This window comes from Pseudomonas sp. B111 (assembly GCF_026428275.1).
Classification (GTDB): domain Bacteria; phylum Pseudomonadota; class Gammaproteobacteria; order Pseudomonadales; family Pseudomonadaceae; genus Pseudomonas; species Pseudomonas aeruginosa.
Genome location: NZ_CP097857.1, coordinates 964,420 through 984,913 on the forward strand (window position 1 = coordinate 964,420; position 20,494 = coordinate 984,913).

General features: G+C 68.6%; 19 protein-coding genes. 10 read left to right on the plus strand and 9 right to left on the minus strand.

Translation table 11 applies throughout. The features are described 5' to 3' along the window. Positions 1–65 precede the first annotated feature (65 nt). From hasA to M6E97_RS04470, 4 genes are all read left to right on the plus strand, one after another. Entirely contained in the window at positions 66–683 is a 618-nt protein-coding gene (hasA, locus tag M6E97_RS04455) for a heme acquisition protein HasA (RefSeq protein WP_003115011.1), read from the plus strand. Positions 684–900: 217 nt separating this feature from the next. Continuing rightward, complete coding sequence (locus M6E97_RS04460) at positions 901–2,697, plus strand: type I secretion system permease/ATPase (protein WP_023108624.1); 1,797 nt, start codon at positions 901–903, stop codon at positions 2,695–2,697. After that, positions 2,694–4,025 (plus strand): HlyD family type I secretion periplasmic adaptor subunit, encoded by a 1,332-nt coding sequence (locus M6E97_RS04465; protein WP_034005767.1) that lies wholly within the window; start codon positions 2,694–2,696, stop codon positions 4,023–4,025. The genes M6E97_RS04460 and M6E97_RS04465 overlap by 4 nt, the downstream gene beginning before the upstream one ends. Next, entirely contained in the window at positions 4,022–5,377 is a 1,356-nt protein-coding gene (locus M6E97_RS04470) for a TolC family outer membrane protein (protein ID WP_004345209.1), read from the plus strand. The genes M6E97_RS04465 and M6E97_RS04470 overlap by 4 nt, the downstream gene beginning before the upstream one ends. On the opposite strand, the gene M6E97_RS04475 is transcribed toward M6E97_RS04470, so the two are convergent. After that, positions 5,370–5,657 (minus strand): DUF3509 domain-containing protein, encoded by a 288-nt coding sequence (locus M6E97_RS04475; RefSeq protein ID WP_003098669.1) that lies wholly within the window; start codon positions 5,655–5,657, stop codon positions 5,370–5,372. The genes M6E97_RS04470 and M6E97_RS04475 overlap by 8 nt on opposite strands. A 174-nt stretch (positions 5,658–5,831) precedes the next feature. On the opposite strand from M6E97_RS04475, the gene M6E97_RS04480 reads away from it, so the two are divergent. The 5 genes from M6E97_RS04480 (at position 5,832) to M6E97_RS04500 (ending at position 10,102) form a co-directional block, all read left to right on the plus strand. Continuing rightward, the gene (locus M6E97_RS04480) at positions 5,832–6,317 is read left to right on the plus strand and encodes a phosphate-starvation-inducible protein PsiE (RefSeq protein WP_003091838.1); all 486 of its coding nucleotides are present in this window, start codon (positions 5,832–5,834) and stop codon (positions 6,315–6,317) included. A gap of 112 nt (positions 6,318–6,429) precedes the next feature. Beyond that, the gene (locus M6E97_RS04485; protein ID WP_003091837.1) at positions 6,430–7,401 is read left to right on the plus strand and encodes an HlyD family secretion protein; all 972 of its coding nucleotides are present in this window, start codon (positions 6,430–6,432) and stop codon (positions 7,399–7,401) included. A gap of 3 nt (positions 7,402–7,404) precedes the next feature. After that, positions 7,405–8,577 carry an ABC transporter permease gene (locus M6E97_RS04490; protein WP_049311454.1) on the plus strand — a complete coding sequence of 391 codons (1,173 nt, stop codon included), beginning with the start codon at positions 7,405–7,407 and terminating at the stop codon, positions 8,575–8,577. Further along, entirely contained in the window at positions 8,574–9,707 is a 1,134-nt protein-coding gene (locus tag M6E97_RS04495) for an ABC transporter permease (RefSeq protein ID WP_003098675.1), read from the plus strand. Before M6E97_RS04490 ends, M6E97_RS04495 begins: the two co-directional genes overlap by 4 nt. Positions 9,708–9,760: 53 nt before the next feature. Beyond that, positions 9,761–10,102, plus strand: coding sequence for a YceK/YidQ family lipoprotein (locus tag M6E97_RS04500; protein WP_003098676.1), 342 nt, complete (start codon positions 9,761–9,763; stop codon positions 10,100–10,102). A gap of 1 nt (position 10,103) precedes the next feature. On the opposite strand, the gene M6E97_RS04505 is transcribed toward M6E97_RS04500, so the two are convergent. Continuing rightward, positions 10,104–11,030, minus strand: coding sequence for a LysR family transcriptional regulator (locus M6E97_RS04505; protein WP_003091833.1), 927 nt, complete (start codon positions 11,028–11,030; stop codon positions 10,104–10,106). Positions 11,031–11,303: 273 nt separating this feature from the next. On the opposite strand from M6E97_RS04505, the gene fpr reads away from it, so the two are divergent. After that, a complete protein-coding gene (fpr, locus tag M6E97_RS04510) occupies positions 11,304–12,080 on the plus strand; it encodes a ferredoxin-NADP reductase (protein WP_003091832.1) in 777 nt (258 codons plus the stop codon). Between the two features lie 82 nt (positions 12,081–12,162). Here fpr and M6E97_RS04515 read toward each other — a convergent pair whose 3' ends face one another. The 7 genes from M6E97_RS04515 to M6E97_RS04545 all read right to left on the minus strand — a co-directional run bounded on the left by M6E97_RS04515 (position 12,163) and on the right by M6E97_RS04545 (position 20,470). Continuing rightward, the gene (locus tag M6E97_RS04515) at positions 12,163–12,699 is read right to left on the minus strand and encodes a nitrous oxide reductase accessory protein NosL (protein ID WP_034005766.1); all 537 of its coding nucleotides are present in this window, start codon (positions 12,697–12,699) and stop codon (positions 12,163–12,165) included. Positions 12,700–12,715: 16 nt separating this feature from the next. Next, on the minus strand, positions 12,716–13,543 hold the full coding sequence (locus tag M6E97_RS04520; protein WP_003122216.1) for an ABC transporter permease: 828 nt from the start codon (positions 13,541–13,543) through the stop codon (positions 12,716–12,718). Next, on the minus strand, positions 13,534–14,448 hold the full coding sequence (locus tag M6E97_RS04525) for an ABC transporter ATP-binding protein (protein ID WP_015502557.1): 915 nt from the start codon (positions 14,446–14,448) through the stop codon (positions 13,534–13,536). Before M6E97_RS04525 ends, M6E97_RS04520 begins: the two co-directional genes overlap by 10 nt. Continuing rightward, the gene (locus M6E97_RS04530; RefSeq protein WP_079383904.1) at positions 14,445–15,731 is read right to left on the minus strand and encodes a nitrous oxide reductase family maturation protein NosD; all 1,287 of its coding nucleotides are present in this window, start codon (positions 15,729–15,731) and stop codon (positions 14,445–14,447) included. Before M6E97_RS04530 ends, M6E97_RS04525 begins: the two co-directional genes overlap by 4 nt. Next, positions 15,728–17,638, minus strand: a complete 1,911-nt coding sequence (gene nosZ, locus M6E97_RS04535; protein ID WP_003138228.1) for a TAT-dependent nitrous-oxide reductase — start codon at positions 17,636–17,638, stop codon at positions 15,728–15,730. Before nosZ ends, M6E97_RS04530 begins: the two co-directional genes overlap by 4 nt. Positions 17,639–17,680: 42 nt before the next feature. Next, positions 17,681–19,828 carry a transcriptional regulator NosR gene (gene nosR / locus M6E97_RS04540; RefSeq protein ID WP_033938292.1) on the minus strand — a complete coding sequence of 716 codons (2,148 nt, stop codon included), beginning with the start codon at positions 19,826–19,828 and terminating at the stop codon, positions 17,681–17,683. 228 nt (positions 19,829–20,056) lie between these two features. Then, positions 20,057–20,470 (minus strand): VOC family protein, encoded by a 414-nt coding sequence (locus M6E97_RS04545; protein WP_003098688.1) that lies wholly within the window; start codon positions 20,468–20,470, stop codon positions 20,057–20,059. Between the last annotated feature and the right edge of the window lie 24 nt (positions 20,471–20,494).

Genomic DNA, 20,494 nt, shown 5'->3' on the forward strand with positions numbered 1-20,494 from the left:
GGGCAAAACCGGAGCGGGCATCCGTGCGCTCCGGCATTCACCACTCGTTGAATTGGAGTTTTGGCATGAGCATTTCGATTTCCTACAGCACCACCTACAGCGGCTGGACCGTAGCGGATTACCTGGCGGACTGGTCGGCCTACTTCGGCGACGTCAACCATCGTCCGGGCCAGGTGGTGGACGGCAGCAATACCGGCGGCTTCAACCCCGGTCCGTTCGACGGCAGCCAGTACGCGCTGAAGAGCACCGCTAGCGACGCGGCCTTCATCGCCGGCGGCGACCTCCACTACACCCTGTTCAGCAACCCCAGCCACACCCTGTGGGGCAAGCTGGACAGCATCGCCCTCGGCGACACCCTGACCGGCGGCGCCTCCAGCGGTGGCTACGCCCTGGACAGCCAGGAGGTGAGCTTCAGCAACCTGGGCCTGGATTCGCCGATCGCCCAGGGCCGCGACGGCACCGTGCACAAGGTGGTCTACGGCCTGATGAGCGGCGACAGCAGCGCCCTGCAGGGGCAGATCGACGCGCTGCTGAAAGCGGTCGACCCGAGCCTGTCGATCAACTCCACCTTCGACCAGTTGGCCGCGGCCGGCGTCGCCCATGCCACCCCGGCTGCGGCAGCGGCGGAGGTCGGCGTGGTCGGCGTACAGGAACTGCCGCACGACCTGGCCCTGGCGGCCTGAGCAACTGTCCACGATAGCGTTCGTGGACTGCTTGCGCTAAAGGCCGGAGAGGAGTTGGCGCTCCTCTCCGGCGCACGAACCGCCGTCGTTGCGCCTCGCACCCGTGGCGACGGCGGCCCCCGGATTGTTCCTCCGCCGGCCGTGCCCGGCAAGCGGAGACTGCCGCAATGTCCTCCGGGCCCGCTCGCGGCCCGGACACCCACAGGACCCGACTCCGATGAAGCTCCGGCCGGCCTCGCCGCGCAATGAAATCCTCGCCACCCTCGGCCGCTTCCGCCCGGCGCTGCGCAGCGTCGCGCTGTTCACCGCGGTGATCAACCTGCTGATGCTGGCGCCGTCGCTGTACATGCTGCAGGTCTACGACCGGGTGCTCGGCTCCGGCAACCACATGACCCTGCTGATGCTGACCCTCATGGTGCTCGGCCTCTACCTGCTGCTCGGCGCCCTGGAGTGGGTGCGCAGCCTGGTGGTGATCCGCCTCGGCGGCCAGCTCGACATGCAACTCAACCAGCGCATCTACGACGCCTCCTTCCGCGCCAGCCTGGAGCGCGGCGAGCAGGCCGCCGGACAGGCGCTGAACGACCTGACCAGCCTGCGCCAGTTCCTCACCGGCAACGCCCTGTTCGCCTTCTTCGACGCGCCCTGGTTCCCGCTCTACCTGCTGGTGATCTTCCTCTTCAGTCCCTGGCTCGGCCTGCTCGCCCTGGCCGGGGCGCTGCTGCTGGTGCTGCTCGCCTGGGTCAACGAAAGCCGCTCGCGCGAACCGCTGGCCGAGGCCGGGCAACTGTCGATCCTCGCCACCCAGCAGGCCTCGGCCAACCTGCGCCAGGCGGAAACCCTGGCGGCAATGGGCATGTTGCCGGCCATGCGCGCGCGCTGGTTCGCCCAGCACCAGGCCTTCCTTGCCCGGCAGAACCTCGGCAGCGAGCGCAGTGCGGCGATCGGCGCGACCTCCAAGGGCGTGCGCCTGGCCTTGCAGTCGCTGGTGCTCGGCCTCGGCGCCTGGCTGGCGGTGGAAGGCCTGATCACCCCGGGGATGATGATCGCCGGCTCGATCCTGATGGGCCGCGTGCTCAGCCCCATCGACCAGTTGATCGCGGTCTGGCGCCAGTGGAGCGGCGCGCGGCAGGCCTACCAGCGGCTGGCGCGGCTGCTCGAGGAGAATCCGCCGGCTGCCCTGGGCATGCCGCTGCCGGCGCCGCGCGGCGCGTTGCGCGTCGAGCGGCTCTGCGCGGCCGCGCCGGGACGCGAGCAGGCATTGTTGCAGGACCTCGGTTTCGCCCTGGAGCCTGGCGAAGCGCTCGGCGTGATCGGGCCGTCCGGTTCCGGCAAGTCGACCCTGGCGCGCTTGCTGGTGGGCGCCTGGCAGCCGCTGTCCGGCGCGGTGCGCCTGGACGGCGCCGACCTGCGGCAGTGGAGCGCGGCGGCACTGGGGCCGCACATCGGCTACCTGGCCCAGGACGTGCAACTGTTCGCCGGCAGCATCGCCGAGAACATCGCGCGCTTCGCCGAGGTGGATGCCGAGAAGGTGGTGGCGGCAGCGCGCCTGGCCGGCGTACACGACCTGGTGCTGCGCCTGCCGCAGGGCTACGACACGCGCCTTGGCGACGGCGGCGCCGGTCTCTCCGGCGGCCAGCGCCAGCGCATTGGCCTGGCCCGCGCGCTGTACGGGCGACCGGCGCTGATCGTGCTCGACGAACCCAATGCCAGTCTCGACGAGGCGGGTGAGGCGGCCCTGGCCGAGGCCATCGCGGCGATGCGCCGGCAGGGCAGCAGCCTGGTGCTGGTCACCCACAAGCCGGCAGTGCTGGCGCTGACCGACAAGCTGTTGTTGCTGCATGGCGGGCGCCTGCAGCGTTTCGGCGCGACCGCCGAGGTGCTCGCCAGCGCCTCGCCGCCGGCCGCTGCGGCCCCGGCCCCGGCGCCGACACGGCCGACGCCGGCGTTCGGTTTCGGCTACCGGCCGGGACCGGGCATGCCGGTCGGCGGTGTGCCGGGAGGAGCGGCGCGATGAGCGGGCAGGCGCGGTTGCGCGAAGTCGGCGCCGGCGGCGCGGCGCTGGAACTGGACGAGAAGCGTTTTTCCCGGCTCGGCTGGGGGCTGGTGCTGCTCGGCTTCGTCGGCTTTCTCCTGTGGGCCGGGTTGGCCCCGCTGGACAAGGGCGTCGGGGTCTCCGGCACGGTGATGGTGGCCGGTAGTCGCAAGGCCGTGCAGCACCCTACCGGCGGCCTGGTCAGGCACATCCGCGTGCACGAAGGCGAGCGGGTTGAGGCAGGACAGGTGCTGCTGGAGATGGACGCTACCCAGGCCCGGGCCCAGGCCGATGGCCTGTTCGCCCAGTACCTGGCGGCGCTGACGAGTCTGGCGCGGCTGAGCGCCGAGCGCGATGAAAAGGCGCGGATCGAGTTTCCCGCCGAGCTGCTGGCGCTGGACGACCCGCGCCTGCCGACCCTGCTGGAACAGCAGCGGCAGTTGCACGACAGCCGTCGGCGGGCGCTGCGCCTGGAACTCGATGGTCTCGCCGAGACGGTCGCCGGCAGCCAGGCGCAACTGGACGGCCTGCAAGCCGCGCTACGCAGCAAGGAGCAGCAGCGCGCCGCCCTCGAGGAACAATTGCGCGGCCTGCGCCAACTGGCCAGCGAGGGCTACGTGCCGCGCAACCGCCTGCTCGACAGCGAGCGCCTGCTGGCCCAGGTCAACGGCGAGATCGCCGGCGACCTCGGCAGCCTCGGCAGTACCCGCCGGCAGATCCTCGAACTGCGCCTGCGCATGGCCCAGCGGCGGGAGAAGTTCCAGGAAGAGGTGCGCGCCAGCCTGGCCGACGCCCAGGTGCGCGCCGAGGAGTTGCGCAATCGCCTGGCCAGCGCGCGCTTCGACCTGGCCAACAGCGAGGTACGGGCGCCGGTCGCCGGCCTGGTGGTCGGCCAGGAAGTGTTCACCGAGGGCGGCGTGATCGCGCCCGGCCAGCAACTGATGGAAATCCTCCCGGAGCGCCAGCCGCTGCTGGTGGACGCTCGGCTGCCGGTGGAGATGGTCGACAAGGTCCGCGTCGGCCTGCCGGTGGAGCTGATGTTCAGCGCCTTCAGCCAGAGCACTACGCCGCGGGTGGAGGGCGAAGTGACCCTGGTTTCGGCCGACCGCCTGCTGGACGAGCGCAGCGAGGCGCCGTACTACCGGGTGCGCATCCGCGTAGGGGAGGAGGGCGTACGTCGCCTGGCCGGCCTGGAGATCCGCCCGGGGATGCCGGTGGAGGCCTTCGTCCGCAGCGGCGAGCGCTCGCTGCTGAACTACCTGTTCAAGCCGCTGGCCGACCGTACCCACCTGGCGCTGGGGGAAGAATGAATCGCCTGCGAGCCTGCCTGCTGTCCTCCGCGCTGCTTTCGGCCTCCTCGGCCCAGGCGCTGGGCCTGCTGGACGCCTACCAACTGGCGGTGCGCCACGACCCGACCTTCCAGGCGGCGCTCCACGAGCGCCGCGCCGGCAGCGAAAACCGCGCCATCGGCCGTGCCGGCCTGCTGCCGAGCCTGCGCTACGACTACAACAAGGCGCGCAACGACTCCACCGTCAGCCAGGGCGACGCCCGCGTCGAGCGCGACTATCGCAGCTACGCCTCGACCCTCAGCCTGGAGCAGCCGCTGTTCGACTACGAGGCCTACGCGCGCTACCGCCAGGGCGAAGCCCAGGCGCTGTTCGCCGACGAACAGTTCCGCGGGCGCAGCCAGGAACTGGCGGTGCGCCTGTTCGCCGCCTACAGCGAAACCCTGTTCGCCCGCGAGCAGGTGCTCCTGGCCGAGGCCCAGCGGCGCGCCCTGGAAACCCAGCTGGCGTTCAACCAGCGTGCCTTCGAGGAAGGCGAGGGCACCCGCACCGACCTGTTGGAGACCCGCGCCCGGCTGAGCCTGACCCGCGCCGAGGAGATCGCCGCCGGCGATCGTGCGGCGGCGGCGCGGCGTACGCTGGAAGCGATGCTCGGGCAGGCACTGGAGGATCGCGAACTGGCCGCGCCCATCGAGCGTTTCCCGGCGTTGCGCCTGCAACCGGCGACCTTCGAGGGCTGGCGCCAGGTGGCCCTGCAACGCAGCGCCGAGCTGGGCGCCCAGCGCTATGCGCTGGAGGCGGCGGCCTACGAGGTGGAGCGCAATCGTGCCGGCCACCTGCCCAGGCTCAGCCTCTACGCCAGCAGCAGCAAGACGCACTCGGCTTCGGAAAGCACCTACGAGCAGAAATACGACACCGACAGTGTCGGCCTGCGTCTCAGCCTGCCGCTGTTCGAGGGCGGGCGGGTGTCGGCGGCGACCCGCCAGGCCGGCGACAAGTACGCCCAGGCCCAGGCCGAGCTGGATGCCCAGGTGGCCAGTGTGATCAATGACCTGCACAGCCAGTTCGACCTGACCGCCAGCAGCCTGGCCAAGGTGCGTGCCTATGAGATGGCGGTGGCGGCGGCGCGCGAACAGGTGACGGCGACGCGGCGCAGCGTCGCCGGCGGGGAGCGGGTCAATCGCGACGTGCTGGACGCCGAACAGCAGTTCTACGGCGCCCGCCGCGACCTGGCGGAAGCGCGCTACGCCTACCTCAACGCCTGGCTGCGCCTGCGCCAGCTGGCGGGGGTGCTGGAAGACCGCGACCTGGCGGTGCTGGCCGCCTATTTCGGCGCCGGCGAAGGACGCGCGCAGGTCGCCGCTGCCATCAGATAGCTATCGGCCAGCGTGCCTTGCCTTGGGTCATCTCCTGCAACAGTTGCGGCGCGCTGGTGCCGTTTTCGATGGCGATGCCGAAGCGGATGCTCTCGATCATCCGCTGCAACTGTTCCAGGTCATGCAGTTGCGCCGGTCGGATCAGGCGCTTGGCGGCGACCCCGCGTTCGTTGGAGAGGGTGAGGACGATGCTGCCGTCCGGCCGCTCCAGGCTGAGGTTGACCCGGTACTCGGCCTGGAAGGCCTCGGTGAGGAGCTGGAAAGGGCTGCTGTCGGTCATGGCGGACCACCTGAATGCTGTCGTGCTGGTTGGGACTGGGTGCCGCCCGGAAAGTTCTTTGTCACCGCCGGGCTGTACCCTGCGCCGACGTGCGGACGTCTATCTGCGCACGTGCCTTGGCCTGGGCCTTGCACGCTTCGGGCCAGGTGGCCGTCGTCTTTGTCGGGAGAAGCTATGAAACAGAATTGGGCCGAGCGCCTGCGCGCAAGCATGCACCACCAGGCGGAGAGCCTCGGCAACCTGCTGGTGGAGGCGTTCCACTACCTGGCCCTGTTCGCCATCGGCGCCACGGTGTTCTGGGCGGCGGGCGCGGCCTTCCTGGGGATGGTGAACAAGGGGCATGCGTCGATCGACGACATCCTCCTGCTGTTCATCTACCTCGAGCTGGGCGCGATGGTCGGTATCTACTTCAAGACCAACCACATGCCGGTACGCTTCCTGATCTACGTGGCGATGACCGCGCTGACCCGCCTGATGATCGCCGACATCCAGCACAACCATACGCCGGACGATGGCATCATCCTGGTCTCGGTGGCGTTGCTCCTGCTGGCGCTGGCGATCCTGGTGGTGCGCTTCGCCTCGGCGCGCTTCCCTTCGGCGAAGTCCGACGGCGCCGCCGCGCGGCGGGTGGCGAGCGAGGACGCCGAAGGGGAAGCCTGATTCGTCGCCGCGCCGGAGCCGGTCTCCGGCGCGCTTCCGCCCGGCGCGCCGGCCAGCGCAACGGCCTGGCAATGTACTACCATCGCCCGGTCGTGTTCAGGAAGCCTGCCCCATGAAGGGATGGAAACTCTTTACCCCGTTGCTGATCCTCGCGATCGTCGCCATCACCCTCTACCTGCGCCTGCACAATCCGCCCCTGCTGTTGCAGGGCGAGGCGGACGCCACCAACGTCATCGTTTCCTCCAAGGCCAAGGGCCGGGTCCAGGTGCTGCACGTGCGGCGCGGCGACGAGGTGAAGCAGGGCGACCTGCTGATCAGCCTCGACAGCCCCGAGCTGGAAGCCCAGCTCGATGCCCTGCACGCGGCGCGCAACCAGGCCCAGGCGCAGCTCGATGAGTCGCTCCACGGTACCCGCGAGGAGAGCATCCGCGCGCTCAAGGCCAGCCTGGCACAGGCCGAGGCCGAGTTGCGCAACGCCGAGTCGGATTTCCAGCGCAACCAGCAGATGGTCGAGCGCGGCTTCCTCTCGCGGACCCAGTTCGACCTCTCGCGGCGTGAGCGCGATGTCGCCCGCGACCGCGTCGCCGAGGCGCGGGCCAATCTCGACGAAGGCCTCAAGGGCGACCGCGAGGAGCGCCGCCAGGCGTTGCAGGCCGCGGTGCGCCGGGCCGACGCGCAGATCGCCGAGCTACAGGCGCAGATCGACGACCTGCAGGTGCGCGCGCCGGTCAACGGCGAGGTCGGGCCGATCCCCGCCGAACAGGGCGAACTGATCAACGCCTACAGTCCGCTGCTGACGCTGGTGCGGCTGGACGACAGCTACTTCGTCTTCAACCTGCGCGAGGACATCCTGGCCAAGGTGCGCAAGGGCGACCGCATCGTCATGCAGGTGCCCGGCCTGGGCGGCGCCGAGGTCGAGACCGAACTGCGCTACATCGCCCCGCTGGGCGATTTCTCGACCAGGCGCGCGACCCGCGCCACCGGTGATTTCGACCTGAAGACCTTCGAGACCCGCTTCTACCCGTTGCAGCCGACACCCGGCCTGCGCCCGGGCATGAGCGCGCTGTGGCGCTGGACGAACTGAGCGATGGCGTGGGCCGCGCTGAAGCGCAACGCCAGCCGTTTCGTCCAGGCGTTCAACACCGAGACGCGGATCGCCTGCCGCAGCTGGACCATCCACTGGCTCGGCTGGTGCTGGCCGCTGCTGCTGTTCGGCGTGATCAGCGGCGTCTACCAGGCCGGTACCCTGCTGGACATGCCGCTGGCGGTGGTCGACAAGGACCATAGCCAACTGTCGTGCAAGCTGATCCGCGACCTCGACGCGACCTCCCACGCCCAGGTGATCACCGTTCCCGCCGGCGTCCAGGAGGGGCTCGACGCGATCCGTCGGGCCGATGCCTACGCCTTGCTCTACATCCCGCCGGACTTCGAGGCCGACGTGCTCGGCGGGCGCGCGCCGAAGGCCGAGCTGTACTACAACGCGCTGCTGTATTCGGCCGGCTACGCCGCCACCCAGGACTTCTCGGCGCTGGTCGCCAGCCTCAACGGCGAATTGCGTCCGCGCCTGGCCGCCGGGATGCCGGCGGCGCTGCCGCACCTGGCGAGCATCAGCGTGTCCTACGACAGCCTGTTCAATGCCAGCGGCAACTACATCTATTACCAGCAGTTCGCCGCCATCGTGCACCTGCTACAGCTGTTCGTGATCGTCACCATGGTGCATGTGCTGGCCCGCGAGGCGCCGGAACTGCGCGCCTCCTCGCCGCACATCCTGCGGGCCAAGGCCCTCGGCGTACGCCTGGTGGGCAAGCTGGCGCCCTACACGCTGCTGTTCACCGCGCTGCTGATGCTGGAAATCTTCCTGCTGGTGGCGTTCTCCGGCGCGCGCATCAACGGCAGCCCGCTGGCGATGCTGATGATCACGCTGTTCTACGTGATTGCCGCGCAGAGCGTCGGGCTGGTGCTGTTCGTCTTCACCGCCAACCGCTTCACTGCCTATTCGCTGGTGGGCATGCTGATCGGCGTCGCCCAGACCTACTCGGGAGTGCTGATCCCGGAACTGGCGATGCCGACCCTGGCGCGGGTGATCGCCGAGGCCGAGCCGCTGACCCACACCCTGCACGGCCTGTTCGACCAGTTCCTGCGCCAGGCGCCGCCCAGTTCGGCGCTCTACACCTGCGCCAAGCTGGCGCTGTACCCGCTGATCGCCTACATGATCGCCAAGATGCGCCTGCGCAGCCGCCTGGACCTGAGCCCGATATGAAGAACTACCTGCAGATCCTCCGGGAAACCCTGAAGGCCATGCTGTCCAAGCCGATGTGGCTGATGGTCGTGGCCTCGGTGTGCATCACCTCGCTGCCGTACATGAACCACACCGCCCTCGACCTGCCGGTGGCGGTGGTCGACGAGGATCACAGCGACGTGTCGCGCGAGCTGGTCCGGCTGCTCGATTCGGCGCCGAAGGTCGCCGTGGTCGGCTACGACAGCCTGCCGCAGGCCAAGCGCGACCTGGCCTGGCGCGAGCTGTACGCGATCATCGTGATCCCGCTGAACTTCGAGAAGCGCCTGCTGCGCGGCGAGGCGCTGGTGATCCCGTACTTCGGCGATGCCACCAACCGCATGGCCAACGGCCAGATCCAGCAGGACATCTCGGCGGTCTACAGCGCGCTGACCAACCGCTACAACGCTGCCCTGCTGGAACGCGAAGGCTTCACCGCGACCCAGGCGCAGGTGGTGCTGAGCCCGCTGGTAGGGCAATTGACCGACCTGTTCAACCCCGGCATCAGCTTCGCCGCCATCGTCCTTCCGGGGTTGCTGTCGCTGATCCTGCAACACAGCCTGCTGCTCGGCTGCACCCGCGGCAACATCATGCTGCGCGGCGGCACCCCGCGCTACATGCGCCAGCCGCTGTCGACCCGCTTCGGCCGCTACAGCGCGCAACTGCTGATCTGGACCGTGCTGGCGATGCTCTTCTACGTGATCTGGCCGCACCTGCTGGGCTATCGCCAGTCGGCCTCGTTCTTCATGCTGCTGGGGATCGTCCTGCCGTTCCTGATCGCGGTGATCGCCCTCAGCGAGTTCATCGCCGAGCTGCTGCCCACCGAGGAATCGGTGTACCTGACCATGACCTTCATCACCCTGCCGCTGTTCTACATGGCCGGCTACAGCTGGCCGGAACAGGCCATGCCGGACTGGGTACGCTGGCTGGCCGACGCGATCCCCTCGACCTGGGCGATCCGCGCCATCGCCGAGATGAACCAGATGGACCTGCCGCTGCGCGAAGTCAGCGACCATGCCCTGGTGCTGCTGGGCATGGCCGCCACCTATGCGTTGCTGGGTACGCTGCTGTACCAGTACCGCAACTGGCGCTGGGACAACGTCAAGGGTTGGTGAAGCGGCGCAAGGCCGGCCATACTCGGCTGGCGTTCGCACAGGGAGATGAAGGAATGTTTCGTTCGGGGCTTTCTTTGCTGGTGCTTCTGGGGCTCGCCACGCTCGGCGGGTGCGGTTCCGTCAACACGCTGGTACGCGACGACGCCAGCGCCGCCCACGACCTGCGCCTGAAGGCGACCGCCTGCACCAGCCTGCCGCGGGTGTACAGCGGGGTCAGCTACACCTTCTGCCGGCTCAACGTGAAGACCGGGTCGCCGGTGGCGCCGGCGCAAGCCGACGGCATCCTCGAGGTGCTGGCCCTCGACTTCGCGCTGTCCGGGGTGATCGACACCCTCGCGCTGCCCTATACCTCGTACCGCCAGTACCGCGACGGCAACCTGTCCCTGGCCAACTGAGTCAGGGAATCAGCGGCAGCACGATCTCGTCGCTGCGGCTGATCCCGGCGGTCTCGCTGCGGCACAGGTCGAGGAACTCGCGCATGGTCGCGGTCTGGTACTTCTGCTTGTGCCAGATGAAGTAGAACTGCCGGCGCAGGTCCAGGCCGGGCGTTTCCACCGGCACCAGGCTGCCGCGGCGGAAAGCGTCGCGCAGGGCCAGGCGGGAAATGCAGCCGATGCCCAGGCCGGACTCCACGGCACGCTTGATCGCCTCGGTGTGCTCCAGCTCCAGGCGGATGTTCAGCGGCCGCGGGTGATGACGCATGGCCTGGTCGAAGGTCAGGCGGGTGCCGGAGCCCTGCTCGCGGAGGATCCAGGCCTCCCGCGTCAGCCGTTCCAGGTCGGCGCCGCCCCGCCGCGCCAGCGGATGCTGGGGGGCGCAGAACACCACCAGTTCGTCCTCCATCCAGGGTTGCACCTCGATGTCCGGATGCCGGCAGTCGCCCTCGATCAGGCCCAGGTCCAGCTCGTAGTGGGCGACCTGCTGCACCACCTGGGCGGTGTTGTGTACGTGCAGGCGCACCCGGCAGTCCGGCTGGCGCTGCATGAAGGCGCCGATCAGCAGCGTGGCCAGGTAGTTGCCGATGGTCAGGGTGGCACCGAGGTCGAGGGAGCCGAAGGCGGTCTTGCCGTTGAGCAGGTTCTCGATTTCCTCGCCGCGGTCGAGCAGCGCCACCGCCTGCGGCAGCAGTTGGCGGCCGAGGGCATTGAGGGTCAGGCGCTTGCCGGCGCGGTCGAACAGCTTGCAGTCGAACTGCCGCTCCAGCTCGCCGAGCGAGGTGCTGGTCGCCGACTGCGACAGCGACAGCCCCTCGGCGGCACGGGAGACGCTCTCCTGCTGGGCCACGGCGACGAACACCTCGAGCTGGCGGAGGGTGAATTTCATCCAGGCTTCCTCGTCTAGAGCGAAAGGCCCCGCGACATTTTGCCGTTCCGTCGGCGGGGTTGGCTCGGTTATCCTTGCGCCCCGTCCGCGGGAGCGATGGGAGCCCTCGGCGGCCGGCGGCCGACCGATATCGTGTTATCCCATATCCATATTCTGGATAAGCATTATCCAGACAATTCATTTTGCGGATATTTTGGCAACCGATAAAATGCCGCGCAACTGCGTCACGTCTGCTGCTGTTGGTGTGCGCCCGCGTTTTCCTAGGAGTCTTTGATGAGCAATCTGTACACCGAGCGCGTTCTCAGCGTGCACCACTGGAACGACACCCTGTTCAGCTTCAAGACCACCCGCAACCCGGGTCTGCGCTTCAAGACCGGCCAGTTCGTGATGATCGGCCTGGAAGTCGACGGTCGCCCGCTGATGCGCGCCTACAGCATTGCCAGCCCGAACTACGAAGAGCACCTGGAGTTCTTCAGCATCAAGGTCCCGGACGGCCCGCTGACCTCGCGCCTGCAGCACCTGAAGGAAGGCGACGAGCTGATGGTCAGCCGCAAGCCGACCGGCACCCTGGTGCACGACGACCTGCTGCCCGGCAAGCACCTCTACCTGCTCAGCACCGGCACCGGCATGGCGCCCTTCCTCAGCGTGATCCAGGACCCGGAAACCTACGAGCGCTACGAGAAGGTGATCCTGGTCCACGGCGTGCGCTGGGTCAGCGAACTGGCCTACGCCGACTTCATCACCAAGGTCCTGCCGGAACACGAGTACTTCGGCGACCAGGTGAAAGAGAAGCTGATCTACTACCCGCTGGTGACCCGCGAGCCGTTCCGCAACCAGGGCCGCCAGACCGACCTGATGCGCAGCGGCAAGCTGTTCGAGGACATCGGCCTGCCGCCGATGAATCCGCAGGACGACCGTGCGATGATCTGCGGCAGCCCGAGCATGCTGGAAGAGACCAGCGCCGTGCTCGACAGCTTCGGCCTGAAGATCTCGCCGCGCATGGGCGAGCCGGGCGACTACCTGATCGAGCGCGCCTTCGTCGAGAAGTAGGCCTCCGCCGCGCCTCGTCGCGCCAGGCGAAGAAAGCCCCTGCCGTATCCGCGGCAGGGGCTTTTTGCTTTCCGGCCCCCGCTCAGTGCGCCGGGTGCCGGTGCGGGTGGTCGCCGCCCACGCCTTGCAGCACCGCCTGGTCGATCTCGTCGAAGCGCAGTACCCGGCCGCCTTCCTCGGCCGCCAGGCGCGTCGCGGCCTCTTTGTCGGCGAACGAGGCGAGGGTGGCGCCCATGCCGCCCGGCCGCTGGATGCCGACCACGTAGTAGGCGCGGGTGGCGTCGATCAGGCGGGCGTCGTCGGGGTGCCGCCAGTCGGCCTGGCTCATGTCGTGGACATACAGGCGCGCCTGGCCCTGGCGGTTTTCCGGTTGCAGCCACCAGCCGAACAGTTCGGCGGTGGAGCAGAACTTGCGCACCGCGCCGGGAAGCACCGCCTCGCCCTTGGGACCGGGCATTTCCTCGATGAGCATGCCGCAGACGTGGCATTCGTCGCCGCTGGCGATCGGCACCGGGCCGAGTGCCGTGGCGTCGTCCCGCGACGCATCGCAGCCGGCCAGCAGCAGGCCGAGCAGGAGCGTGCCGAGCAGAGGGCGCAGGGGGAGGGTATGACGTTGCATGGCGGAACCTCGTGAGTCAGATGGGGCGGCGGCGGAACAGGCCGTGGGCCAGCGCCAGGGCAGCGCAGGCCCAGAGGGCCAGGGCCAGCCAGAGGGCGCTGGCGGACACCGGCAGGTCGCTGGCCAGGGGAACCACCCCGCCGGCGGCGGCTGCGTCGAAGCCGGACAGGTTGATCAGCCGGTAGAGGTCGGTCGGGTTGAGCAGCAACAGCCAGGGCAACAGCCGCGGGCTCAGGTGACCCTGGCTGAGGACCAGGATCGCCAGCAGGGCCAGGTCGAACAGCAGGACGAAGAAGAACCACAGGCCGAGCGCCTGCCCGGCGGCGCTGGATTTCTCGCTGGCGCGGCTGCTCAGGGCGTAGGCCAGGGCGAGGAACACGCAGCCGAGCAGCAGCGAGGAACCCATGAAGCGGCCGAAGGCGCCCAGCAGGATGGCCGCCTCGACCTCCGGCACCAGCACGAGGATCGCCAGCGCCGCGCTGCCGAAGCCGATCAGGGTGGCCAGGGCGAGGATCAGGCCGTGACCGAGGAACTTGCCGAGCAGCAACTGGCCGCGCCCCAGCGGGTAGGTCAGGAGCAGCAGCAGGGTGCCGCCTTCCTCCTCGCCGACGATGGCGTCGTAGGCCAGCAGCAGGGCGATCAGCGGCATCAGGAAGGTGGCCAGGCTGGTCAGGCTGGCGACCGTCGCCGGCACCGAGGTGAAGCCGACCTGGCCGGCCGCGGCGGCGCCGAACCAGGCGATGCCCACCGAGAGCAGGGCGAACAGCAGGCTGATCGCCAGCAGCCAGCGATTGCGCAGGCCGTCGGCCAGTTCCTTGCGGGCGATGGTCCAGACTACGGGCATGGCGTGGCTCCGGCGGGGGCGGGGGACATGTGGTGGCGATAGAGGTCCTCCAGCGACGGCGGCAGGATCTCCAGCTCGAACTCGCGCGCGGCCAGCAGCGCTTCCAGTACGCCGTCGCGCTCGGCATCGTCCAGCAGTACCTCGATGCGCTGGCCGTCCAGTCTCCGCGCCGCCAGGCCGGCCCGGTGCCAGCGTTCGAGCCACTGCGGGTTATGCGGGCTGGCCAGGCGCACGCGGGTCGGCAGAGCCGCCTTGCGGCGCAGTTCGGCGAGGCTGCCGGCCACTTGCAGGCGGCCGCCGGCGAGAATCGCGGCGCGGTCGATATGCGTCTCGACGCCGGGCAGCACATGGGAGCAGAGGACGATCCCGGTGCCCTGGCCGCGCAGGCGGTCGAGCAATTGGTAAAGCTCGACGGTGGCCAGCGGGTCGAGGCCCACCGTCGGTTCGTCGAGCAGCAGCAGGCGCGGCTCGCCGAGCAGCGCCTGGGCCAGGCCGAGGCGCTGGCGCATGCCCTTCGAGTAGGTTTTCAGGCGCCGCCTGGCGGCATGGCCGAGGCCGACCTGTTCCAGCAGGCGCGCGGCCTCGGCCGGCGCCACGCCCTTGAGGCGGGCGAAGTGGCGCAGGGTTTCCGCGCCGCTGAGCTGCGGGTAGAAGGTCACGTTCTCCGGCAGGTAGCCGAGCTGGCGGCGCGCCTCCAGGCTTCTTGCATCGTGGCCGAGGACCCGCACGCGGCCTTCGCTGGGGGCCAACAGGCCGAGGACCAGCTTGATGGTGGTGGTCTTGCCGGCGCCGTTGTGGCCGAGCAGGCCGAGCACCTCGCCGGGCTCCAGGCGCAGGTCGAGCCCGCTCAGGGCGGTGAGGGCGCCGTAGCGCAGGGTCGCGCCGTCGATCTCGACCAGGCTCATGGCCTCGGCTCCGCGGCGGGCATCCGCATCAGCGGATGGCTGTCGCGCACGCCGGGCGAGCGCACCACCGGGAAGGCGCGCTGGACCCAGCGCAACAACTCGATGCTCGGGCTGTTCAACAGCAGGCGTACCTGCGGGTACAGCCAGATCAGCCGGTCGACGTTGTCGTTGGGCTCGTAGGCGACGTCGCCGAGACCGTCGTCGTCGCGGTCCCAGCCCAGGTAGTCGCTCCAGTAGTTGCCGCGGCCGTCGGCGGACCACTCCTGCTCGCGGCTGGCGACGTACTTGACCTGCTGGCGGTTGCCTATGAAGGCGTTGCCGGCGATGCGATTGTCCTCCGAGCCGGCGGTGAGGTGGATGCCCAGGGCGCTGTCGGCGAAGCTGTTGCCTTCGATGCGGTTGAACAGCGAGTTGTAGATGAACAGCGCCTTGCCCTCGGCGCCGGAAATCATCGCGTCGCCGGTGCTGCCGCTGCGCACGCCCTCGACGCGGTTGCCGGCCAGGGTCGAGTAGGTGATGTAGTTCATCAGGATGCCGTAATTCTCGTCGTCGATGGAGCGGTTGCCGGTCACGGTCAGCTTGCGGCTCTGCATCAGCGCGTAGCCGGTGCGGGTGCGCCGGGTCAGGTTGTCGGTCACCCGGCTGTTGTGGGTGAACATGTAGTGCACGCCGTAGCGCAGGTCCTCGAAGCGGTTGGCTTCGATGCTGCTGTCGTTGGAGGTGTCGATGTAGACCCCGTCGCGGGTGTGGCTGACCCGGTTGCCGCGGACCAGGGCGTCCTTCACCGCATAGAGGTGGATGCCGTTGCCGCGATCCTGGGAGCGCACGCTTTCGTCGCCCTCGATGCGGTTGTCGAGCACCTGCGCGCCCACCGTGGCGTCGAGCCAGACGCCGAAGCCCGCGCCGCGCAGGTCGTTGCCGCGGATCACGGCGCCGCTGGCGGCCTTGCCGACGAAGATCGCGGCGTCGAGTTCGGTCAGATTGCGCCCCCAGTTGCGCAGCCGGCAGCCCTCGACGGTGATCCCGGGGCTGGTCAGGGTCAGCAGGCTGCCGTGGCCGCCGCCGTCCAGTTCGGCGCCGGCCTCGCAGCGCAGGTGCAGCGGTCGGTCGATGACGAAGTTGCCGGCGTAGCGGCCCGCCGCCAGGCTCCAGCGGCCATCGCCGTCGGCCCGCAGCGGCAGGCCGTCGACCGGCTCCGCGCGGGCCGTGGCGAGGCCGAGCAGGAGCAGGGCGAGGAGCGGCCCCGCCCGGCGCCCGGCCATCGACCGCGCTGCGTGGATCAAGCCTTTTCCACCAGCATCCGCCCGCACATTTCCATGTGCAGGGCGTGGCAGAACCAGCTGCAGTAGTACCAGTGCACCCCGGGCTTATCGGCGACGAAGGTGATCGACGAGGTCTGTTGCGGGCTGATCTCCATGCAGACGCCGTGGTTGACCATGACGAAGCCGTGGGTCACGTCCTCGATCTCGTCGAGGTTGGTGATGGTCACGGTGACTTCGTCGCCCTGCTTCACCTTGAACTCGGTGAGGCCGAAGGAGGGCGCCATCGAGACCATGTAGACGCGGACCTTGTTGCCCTCGCGGATGACCTTGTTGTCCTTCATCAGGTCGATGCCGTCCTTTTCCGCGCGCTTGACCGTCTCGGCGAAGAACGGGTCCTTGCGGTCCCAGATCTTGCGGGTCTTGATCTGGTCGCGGCGGGCGAGGATGCAATCGTGCGGTTCGGCGAAGGTCGGACCGTCGTGGACCAGCTTCATTTCCTCGCCGGAAATGTCGATCAACTGGTCGTTCTCCGGGTGCAGCGGACCGGTGGGCAGGAAGCGGTCCTTGGAGAACTTGCTGAGCACCACGATCCACTTGCCGTCGGCTTCGCTGGTCTCGCACAGGGTGGCGTGGTTGTGCCCCGGCTGGTACTGCACGTCGAGCTTCTGGCGGATGTAGTCGACCTTCTCGCCCTTGTAGGCGCGCACCGCGTCGGCGAGGTTCCACTTCACCAACTGGCTGTCGATGAACAGCGTGGTGTAGGCGTTGCCTCGGCCATCGAAGGTGGTGTGCAGCGGGCCGAGGCCCAGTTCCGGCTCGCCCACCACCACGTCGCGCGGGTCGGCCAGCTTGCCGGCGAACAGGTCGCCGAGGCGCTCGATGGCGATCATGGTGCAGGTCGGCGAGAGCTTGCCGTTGGCGATGAAGTACTTGCCGTCCGGCGAGGTGTTCAGCCCGTGGGGATTCTTCGGTACCGGGATGTAGCGGGTCACCGGGCTGTCCTTGCCGTCCTTGCGCCGGCCGTCGACCACCGGCACCTTCGAGTCGCCGAGGGTGACGAAGCGCTTCGCCTTGATCTCGGCCTCGATGCGCGGGATGTCGAACACCACCACCCAGTCGCGCTCGTTGCGCATCATGCCGCCGAGGTCGACGGCCTTCTCCGAGTTGTAGCAGGTGGAGGCGGCGAACCTGCCGCTGTAGTCCATGTCGGTGTTGTCGAGGTTGCCGTCGACGATCACCTGCCAGGCCACTTCCATGGTCTCGGCGTCGATGGCGTTGTACAGGGTGAAGGCGTTGTCGCCGGACAGGTCGAAGGTCGAGCCGTCGTTGGGATGGGGGATGATGAACTCGGCGTTGCAGAACACGTAGCGGGTATGCGGCACCTTTTGCAGGCGCAGGCCGTGGATCGCCTGGACGTTGGGAATGGTGACGATGCGGTCGCACTTCATGACGTCCAGGCGGATGCGCGCGACCCGGCTGTTGGCCTTGTCGTTGATGAACAGGTACTTGCCGTCGTACTTGCCGTCGGTCATCGAGATGTGCGGATGGTGGCAGTCGCCGTTGAGGAAACGTGCGCCGTCGCCGAGGACCCGCTTGCTCTCGTTGGTCAGGCCCCAGCCGGTGGCCGAGTCGACGTTGAACACCGGTATGCGCATCAGCTCGCGCATCGACGGCACGCCGAGCACGCGTACTTCGCCGGAATGTCCGCCGCTCCAGAACCCGTAGTACTCATCCAGTTCGCCGGGGGCGACCTCGGCCTTGCTGCGCTCGCCCTTGCCCGCGGCCCGGGCCTCGCGGCCGACCACCGCGCTGCCCAGGGCGCTGGCGCCAACCAGGGCGGCGGCTCCGGTCAGCGCCGAGGCGCCGAGGAAGCCGCGGCGGTTCAGGCCGTGGGTTTCTTCGTGGGGGCTTTTCGTGTCGTCGCTCATCTCGTGTCGTCCTCAAGGGCAGTCAGGGGAAAGGGAGCCAGGTCAGAGGTTCTCCGCGGGTATTCGCGCGTTGTCCGCCGGCGCGCTCTTCGCGCGCTTCTTGCGCTTGTTCACCAGCGGCGGGCACTTGTCCTGGTCGTGGTAGGTCATCTGGCAGTCGAGGCAGTAGTGGCATTCGTTGGCCTCGATGCGGCCGTCCGGATGGATCGCCTGGATCTCGCATTCGCGGGCACAGAGCTGGCACGGCTTGCCGCATTCCGCGCGGCGCTTGAGCCAGTCGAACAGGCGCGCCTTGGCCGGGATCGCCAGGGCCGCGCCCAGCGGGCAGAGGTAGCGGCAATAGACCTTGCGGGTGAACAGGTTGACCACCAGCAGCGCGACGGCGTAGGCGACGAACCACCACTGGCGGTCGAAGCCGAGGGTGATGGCGGTCTTGAACGGCTCCACCTCCGCGGCCTGCTCGGCCAGCGCCAGGGATTCCAGGGAGAGACCGAAGAGCACCAGCAGGATGATGTACTTGATCGCCCAGAGCCGCTCGTGCACGGCGAACGGCACCTGGAACTGCGGCACGCGGAGCTTGCGCGCGAGTTCGTTGAGCAGTTCCTGTAGCGCACCGAACGGGCACAGCCAGCCGCAGAACACGCCGCGGCCCCAGAGCAGCAGGCTGGCTGCGGTGAAGGTCCAGAGGATGAACAGCAGCGGGTCGCTGAGGAACAGCTCCCAGCGGAAGCCTTCGAACAGCGCGTGGACGAAGGTCAGCACGTTGACCACCGATAGCTGGCCGAGGCTGTACCAGCCCAGGTAGACCAGGGTGAACGCCAGGTAGCCGGTGCGCAGTCGCTGCATCAGGCGCGGCCGTCGCACCAGGCGGTCCTGGAGGAAGAGGATCGCCAGGAGCAGGACGAGGGCGGTACAGAGGACCCCGATCTGGAAACTCTTCTGGTACCAGACCCGCAGCCACAGCGGCCGGGCAGCCTCTTCCAGGGCGGCCAGTTCCTCGGCCGTTGGCTGCGGCCGCTCCAGGTATTCCTCGGGCGTCTGGCAGGCCAGCTCGAAGCTGGTGAATACCCCCGCCACCGGGCCGGTCTGGCGCCGCACGAGCAACTCCAGGGTCCAGGGCGAGCCCGGATCGAAACGCTGGCTGGCGCGGGCGACGAAGATCGCCATCTCGCGGAACTCCGGCATGCCTTCGGCGTAGACGTCCGACAGGCGCTGGTAGTCGAGGTCGCGGAAGCTGATGATGTCGCCGAACTGGCGCAGTTGGACCCGATCGAAGATGCCACCGCGCACGTAGCCGGAACCCTTGAAGGAATACTCGCCGTCGCCGAGCACGACGAAGGCGTATTCGCTTGGCTTCAGCGACGCCATCAGTTCGCGGTACTGGTTGTCGCCGAGCAGGCTGCGGCCCACCGCGGGAGGGTTGAGCAGGGCGCTGTAGAGATCGATGAACGGCTCGTCGCGGTGCGCCGCGTCGGCTTCGCCGATGCCTTCGGCCTCGCTGCCCTTGAAGGCGTCGTCGATCTGCCCGCGACTCAACTGCAGGCGGCGGATCGCGCCGTTGCCGAGCAATTCGCTCCAGCTCGCCGTCGCTGCCGGCTGCTGGCGCACCTGCGCCGGCTTGGGCCGCACATTGCCGCGGTCCTCGATCAGGCCGAGGGAAACCGCCACCGTATGTGCGGCGCGCATGACGATCTCGTTGACCACCATCACCGTCACCGTGGCGCCGCTCACCGCGTCGACGGTAACCGCCTGCGGGTCGCTGGAGCGGCCGACCACCACCCGCTGGTCGGCGCGCACGCCGTCGTACCTGGCGCTGAAGGCGTGCAGCTTCTCTTCCGGGATGCCGATCAGCAGGATCGGTTCGTGGTGTTCGAGGACGTAGGCGTCGCGGATAACCGCCTGCGGATCGAGGATCACCTGCAGGTTGATCGGCTTGCCGGAGTAGGCCGGGATGTCGGTGACGCTGAGGGTCTGGAAGGCGTAGCCGAGGGTTTCCTCGCCCTTGCTCAGGCGGCGTACGCCGTAGTCGCCTTCGGGGTCGCCGATCCGCTCGACCGCGGGGAATACCTGGGCGATGCGCAGACGCTCCAGCTCGCTGAGTTCGGTACCCTGGGCGGCGAGGCCGACCAGCAGGAGCATCCAGGCGAAGACACACCGCCACGATCCGGCGGAAAAACGAAGGGCGCGCATAGGTTCCATCTACTACTGGCTACCGGCGAAAAAAGGGACGCCGCGCTGCGGTGGGGTCTGCGCCTGGCGGTGGAATCGCTTCCGTTGCCGGATGCTAGGAGGAGCGGGGGCGGAACGCGCTTGATGAAAGTCAAGAAGTGGAGATGAGGAGCCAGCGAGGTTGCTGGCACTGAGTGTACCGAGTCGCCCCTCTCCCTTCAGGGAGAGGGGGAGAGGGCTGTCCGAGGCTCAGGCCAGGCGCTGCCCGGATACCGCCGGATGGTACAGCGGCTGCACCTTGTTGCCCGCCGGGTCGAGCAGGTGGAAGCTGCGCGCGCCGTCGCCGTGGTCGAAGGGTTGGTCGAGCAGGGTCACGCCCAGCGCCTTCAGGTAACGGTACCAGGCTTCCAGTTCCTCCACGCTGTCGACGACGAAGCCGTAGTGATCCATGGTCTGCAGGCCGTTGCTGGCGGCGTGGGCGCGGCCGAGGGAAAGGTTGTCGTTGCCGCAGGTGAGATACACCAGGTCTTCGTTGGCGCGGTTCAGCACTTCCATGCCCAGCACGTCGACATAGAAGCGCTCGCATTCTTCCAGGTTGGGCACCAGCAGGGCGAGGTGACGCAGGCCGTTGAGGCGGGAGGGGCGGGCAGGGCGGTCGGACATGGGCTTGCTTCCTTTTTTGTATAC

Coding starts and splice junctions, on each gene's coding strand:
- M6E97_RS04485 (WP_003091837.1), top strand. CDS start 6,430: ATGAAGGGATGGAAACTCTTTACCCCGTTGCTGATCCTCGCGATCGTC.
- fpr (WP_003091832.1), top strand. CDS start 11,304: ATGAGCAATCTGTACACCGAGCGCGTTCTCAGCGTGCACCACTGGAAC.
- M6E97_RS04515 (WP_034005766.1), bottom strand. CDS start 12,699: ATGCAACGTCATACCCTCCCCCTGCGCCCTCTGCTCGGCACGCTCCTG.
- M6E97_RS04525 (WP_015502557.1), bottom strand. CDS start 14,448: ATGAGCCTGGTCGAGATCGACGGCGCGACCCTGCGCTACGGCGCCCTC.
- M6E97_RS04460 (WP_023108624.1), top strand. CDS start 901: ATGAAGCTCCGGCCGGCCTCGCCGCGCAATGAAATCCTCGCCACCCTC.
- M6E97_RS04465 (WP_034005767.1), top strand. CDS start 2,694: ATGAGCGGGCAGGCGCGGTTGCGCGAAGTCGGCGCCGGCGGCGCGGCG.
- nosR (WP_033938292.1), bottom strand. CDS start 19,828: ATGCGCGCCCTTCGTTTTTCCGCCGGATCGTGGCGGTGTGTCTTCGCC.
- M6E97_RS04505 (WP_003091833.1), bottom strand. CDS start 11,030: ATGAAATTCACCCTCCGCCAGCTCGAGGTGTTCGTCGCCGTGGCCCAG.
- M6E97_RS04545 (WP_003098688.1), bottom strand. CDS start 20,470: ATGTCCGACCGCCCTGCCCGCCCCTCCCGCCTCAACGGCCTGCGTCAC.
- M6E97_RS04495 (WP_003098675.1), top strand. CDS start 8,574: ATGAAGAACTACCTGCAGATCCTCCGGGAAACCCTGAAGGCCATGCTG.
- nosZ (WP_003138228.1), bottom strand. CDS start 17,638: ATGAGCGACGACACGAAAAGCCCCCACGAAGAAACCCACGGCCTGAAC.
- M6E97_RS04520 (WP_003122216.1), bottom strand. CDS start 13,543: ATGCCCGTAGTCTGGACCATCGCCCGCAAGGAACTGGCCGACGGCCTG.
- M6E97_RS04490 (WP_049311454.1), top strand. CDS start 7,405: ATGGCGTGGGCCGCGCTGAAGCGCAACGCCAGCCGTTTCGTCCAGGCG.
- M6E97_RS04480 (WP_003091838.1), top strand. CDS start 5,832: ATGAAACAGAATTGGGCCGAGCGCCTGCGCGCAAGCATGCACCACCAG.
- M6E97_RS04500 (WP_003098676.1), top strand. CDS start 9,761: ATGTTTCGTTCGGGGCTTTCTTTGCTGGTGCTTCTGGGGCTCGCCACG.
- M6E97_RS04470 (WP_004345209.1), top strand. CDS start 4,022: ATGAATCGCCTGCGAGCCTGCCTGCTGTCCTCCGCGCTGCTTTCGGCC.
- M6E97_RS04475 (WP_003098669.1), bottom strand. CDS start 5,657: ATGACCGACAGCAGCCCTTTCCAGCTCCTCACCGAGGCCTTCCAGGCC.
- hasA (WP_003115011.1), top strand. CDS start 66: ATGAGCATTTCGATTTCCTACAGCACCACCTACAGCGGCTGGACCGTA.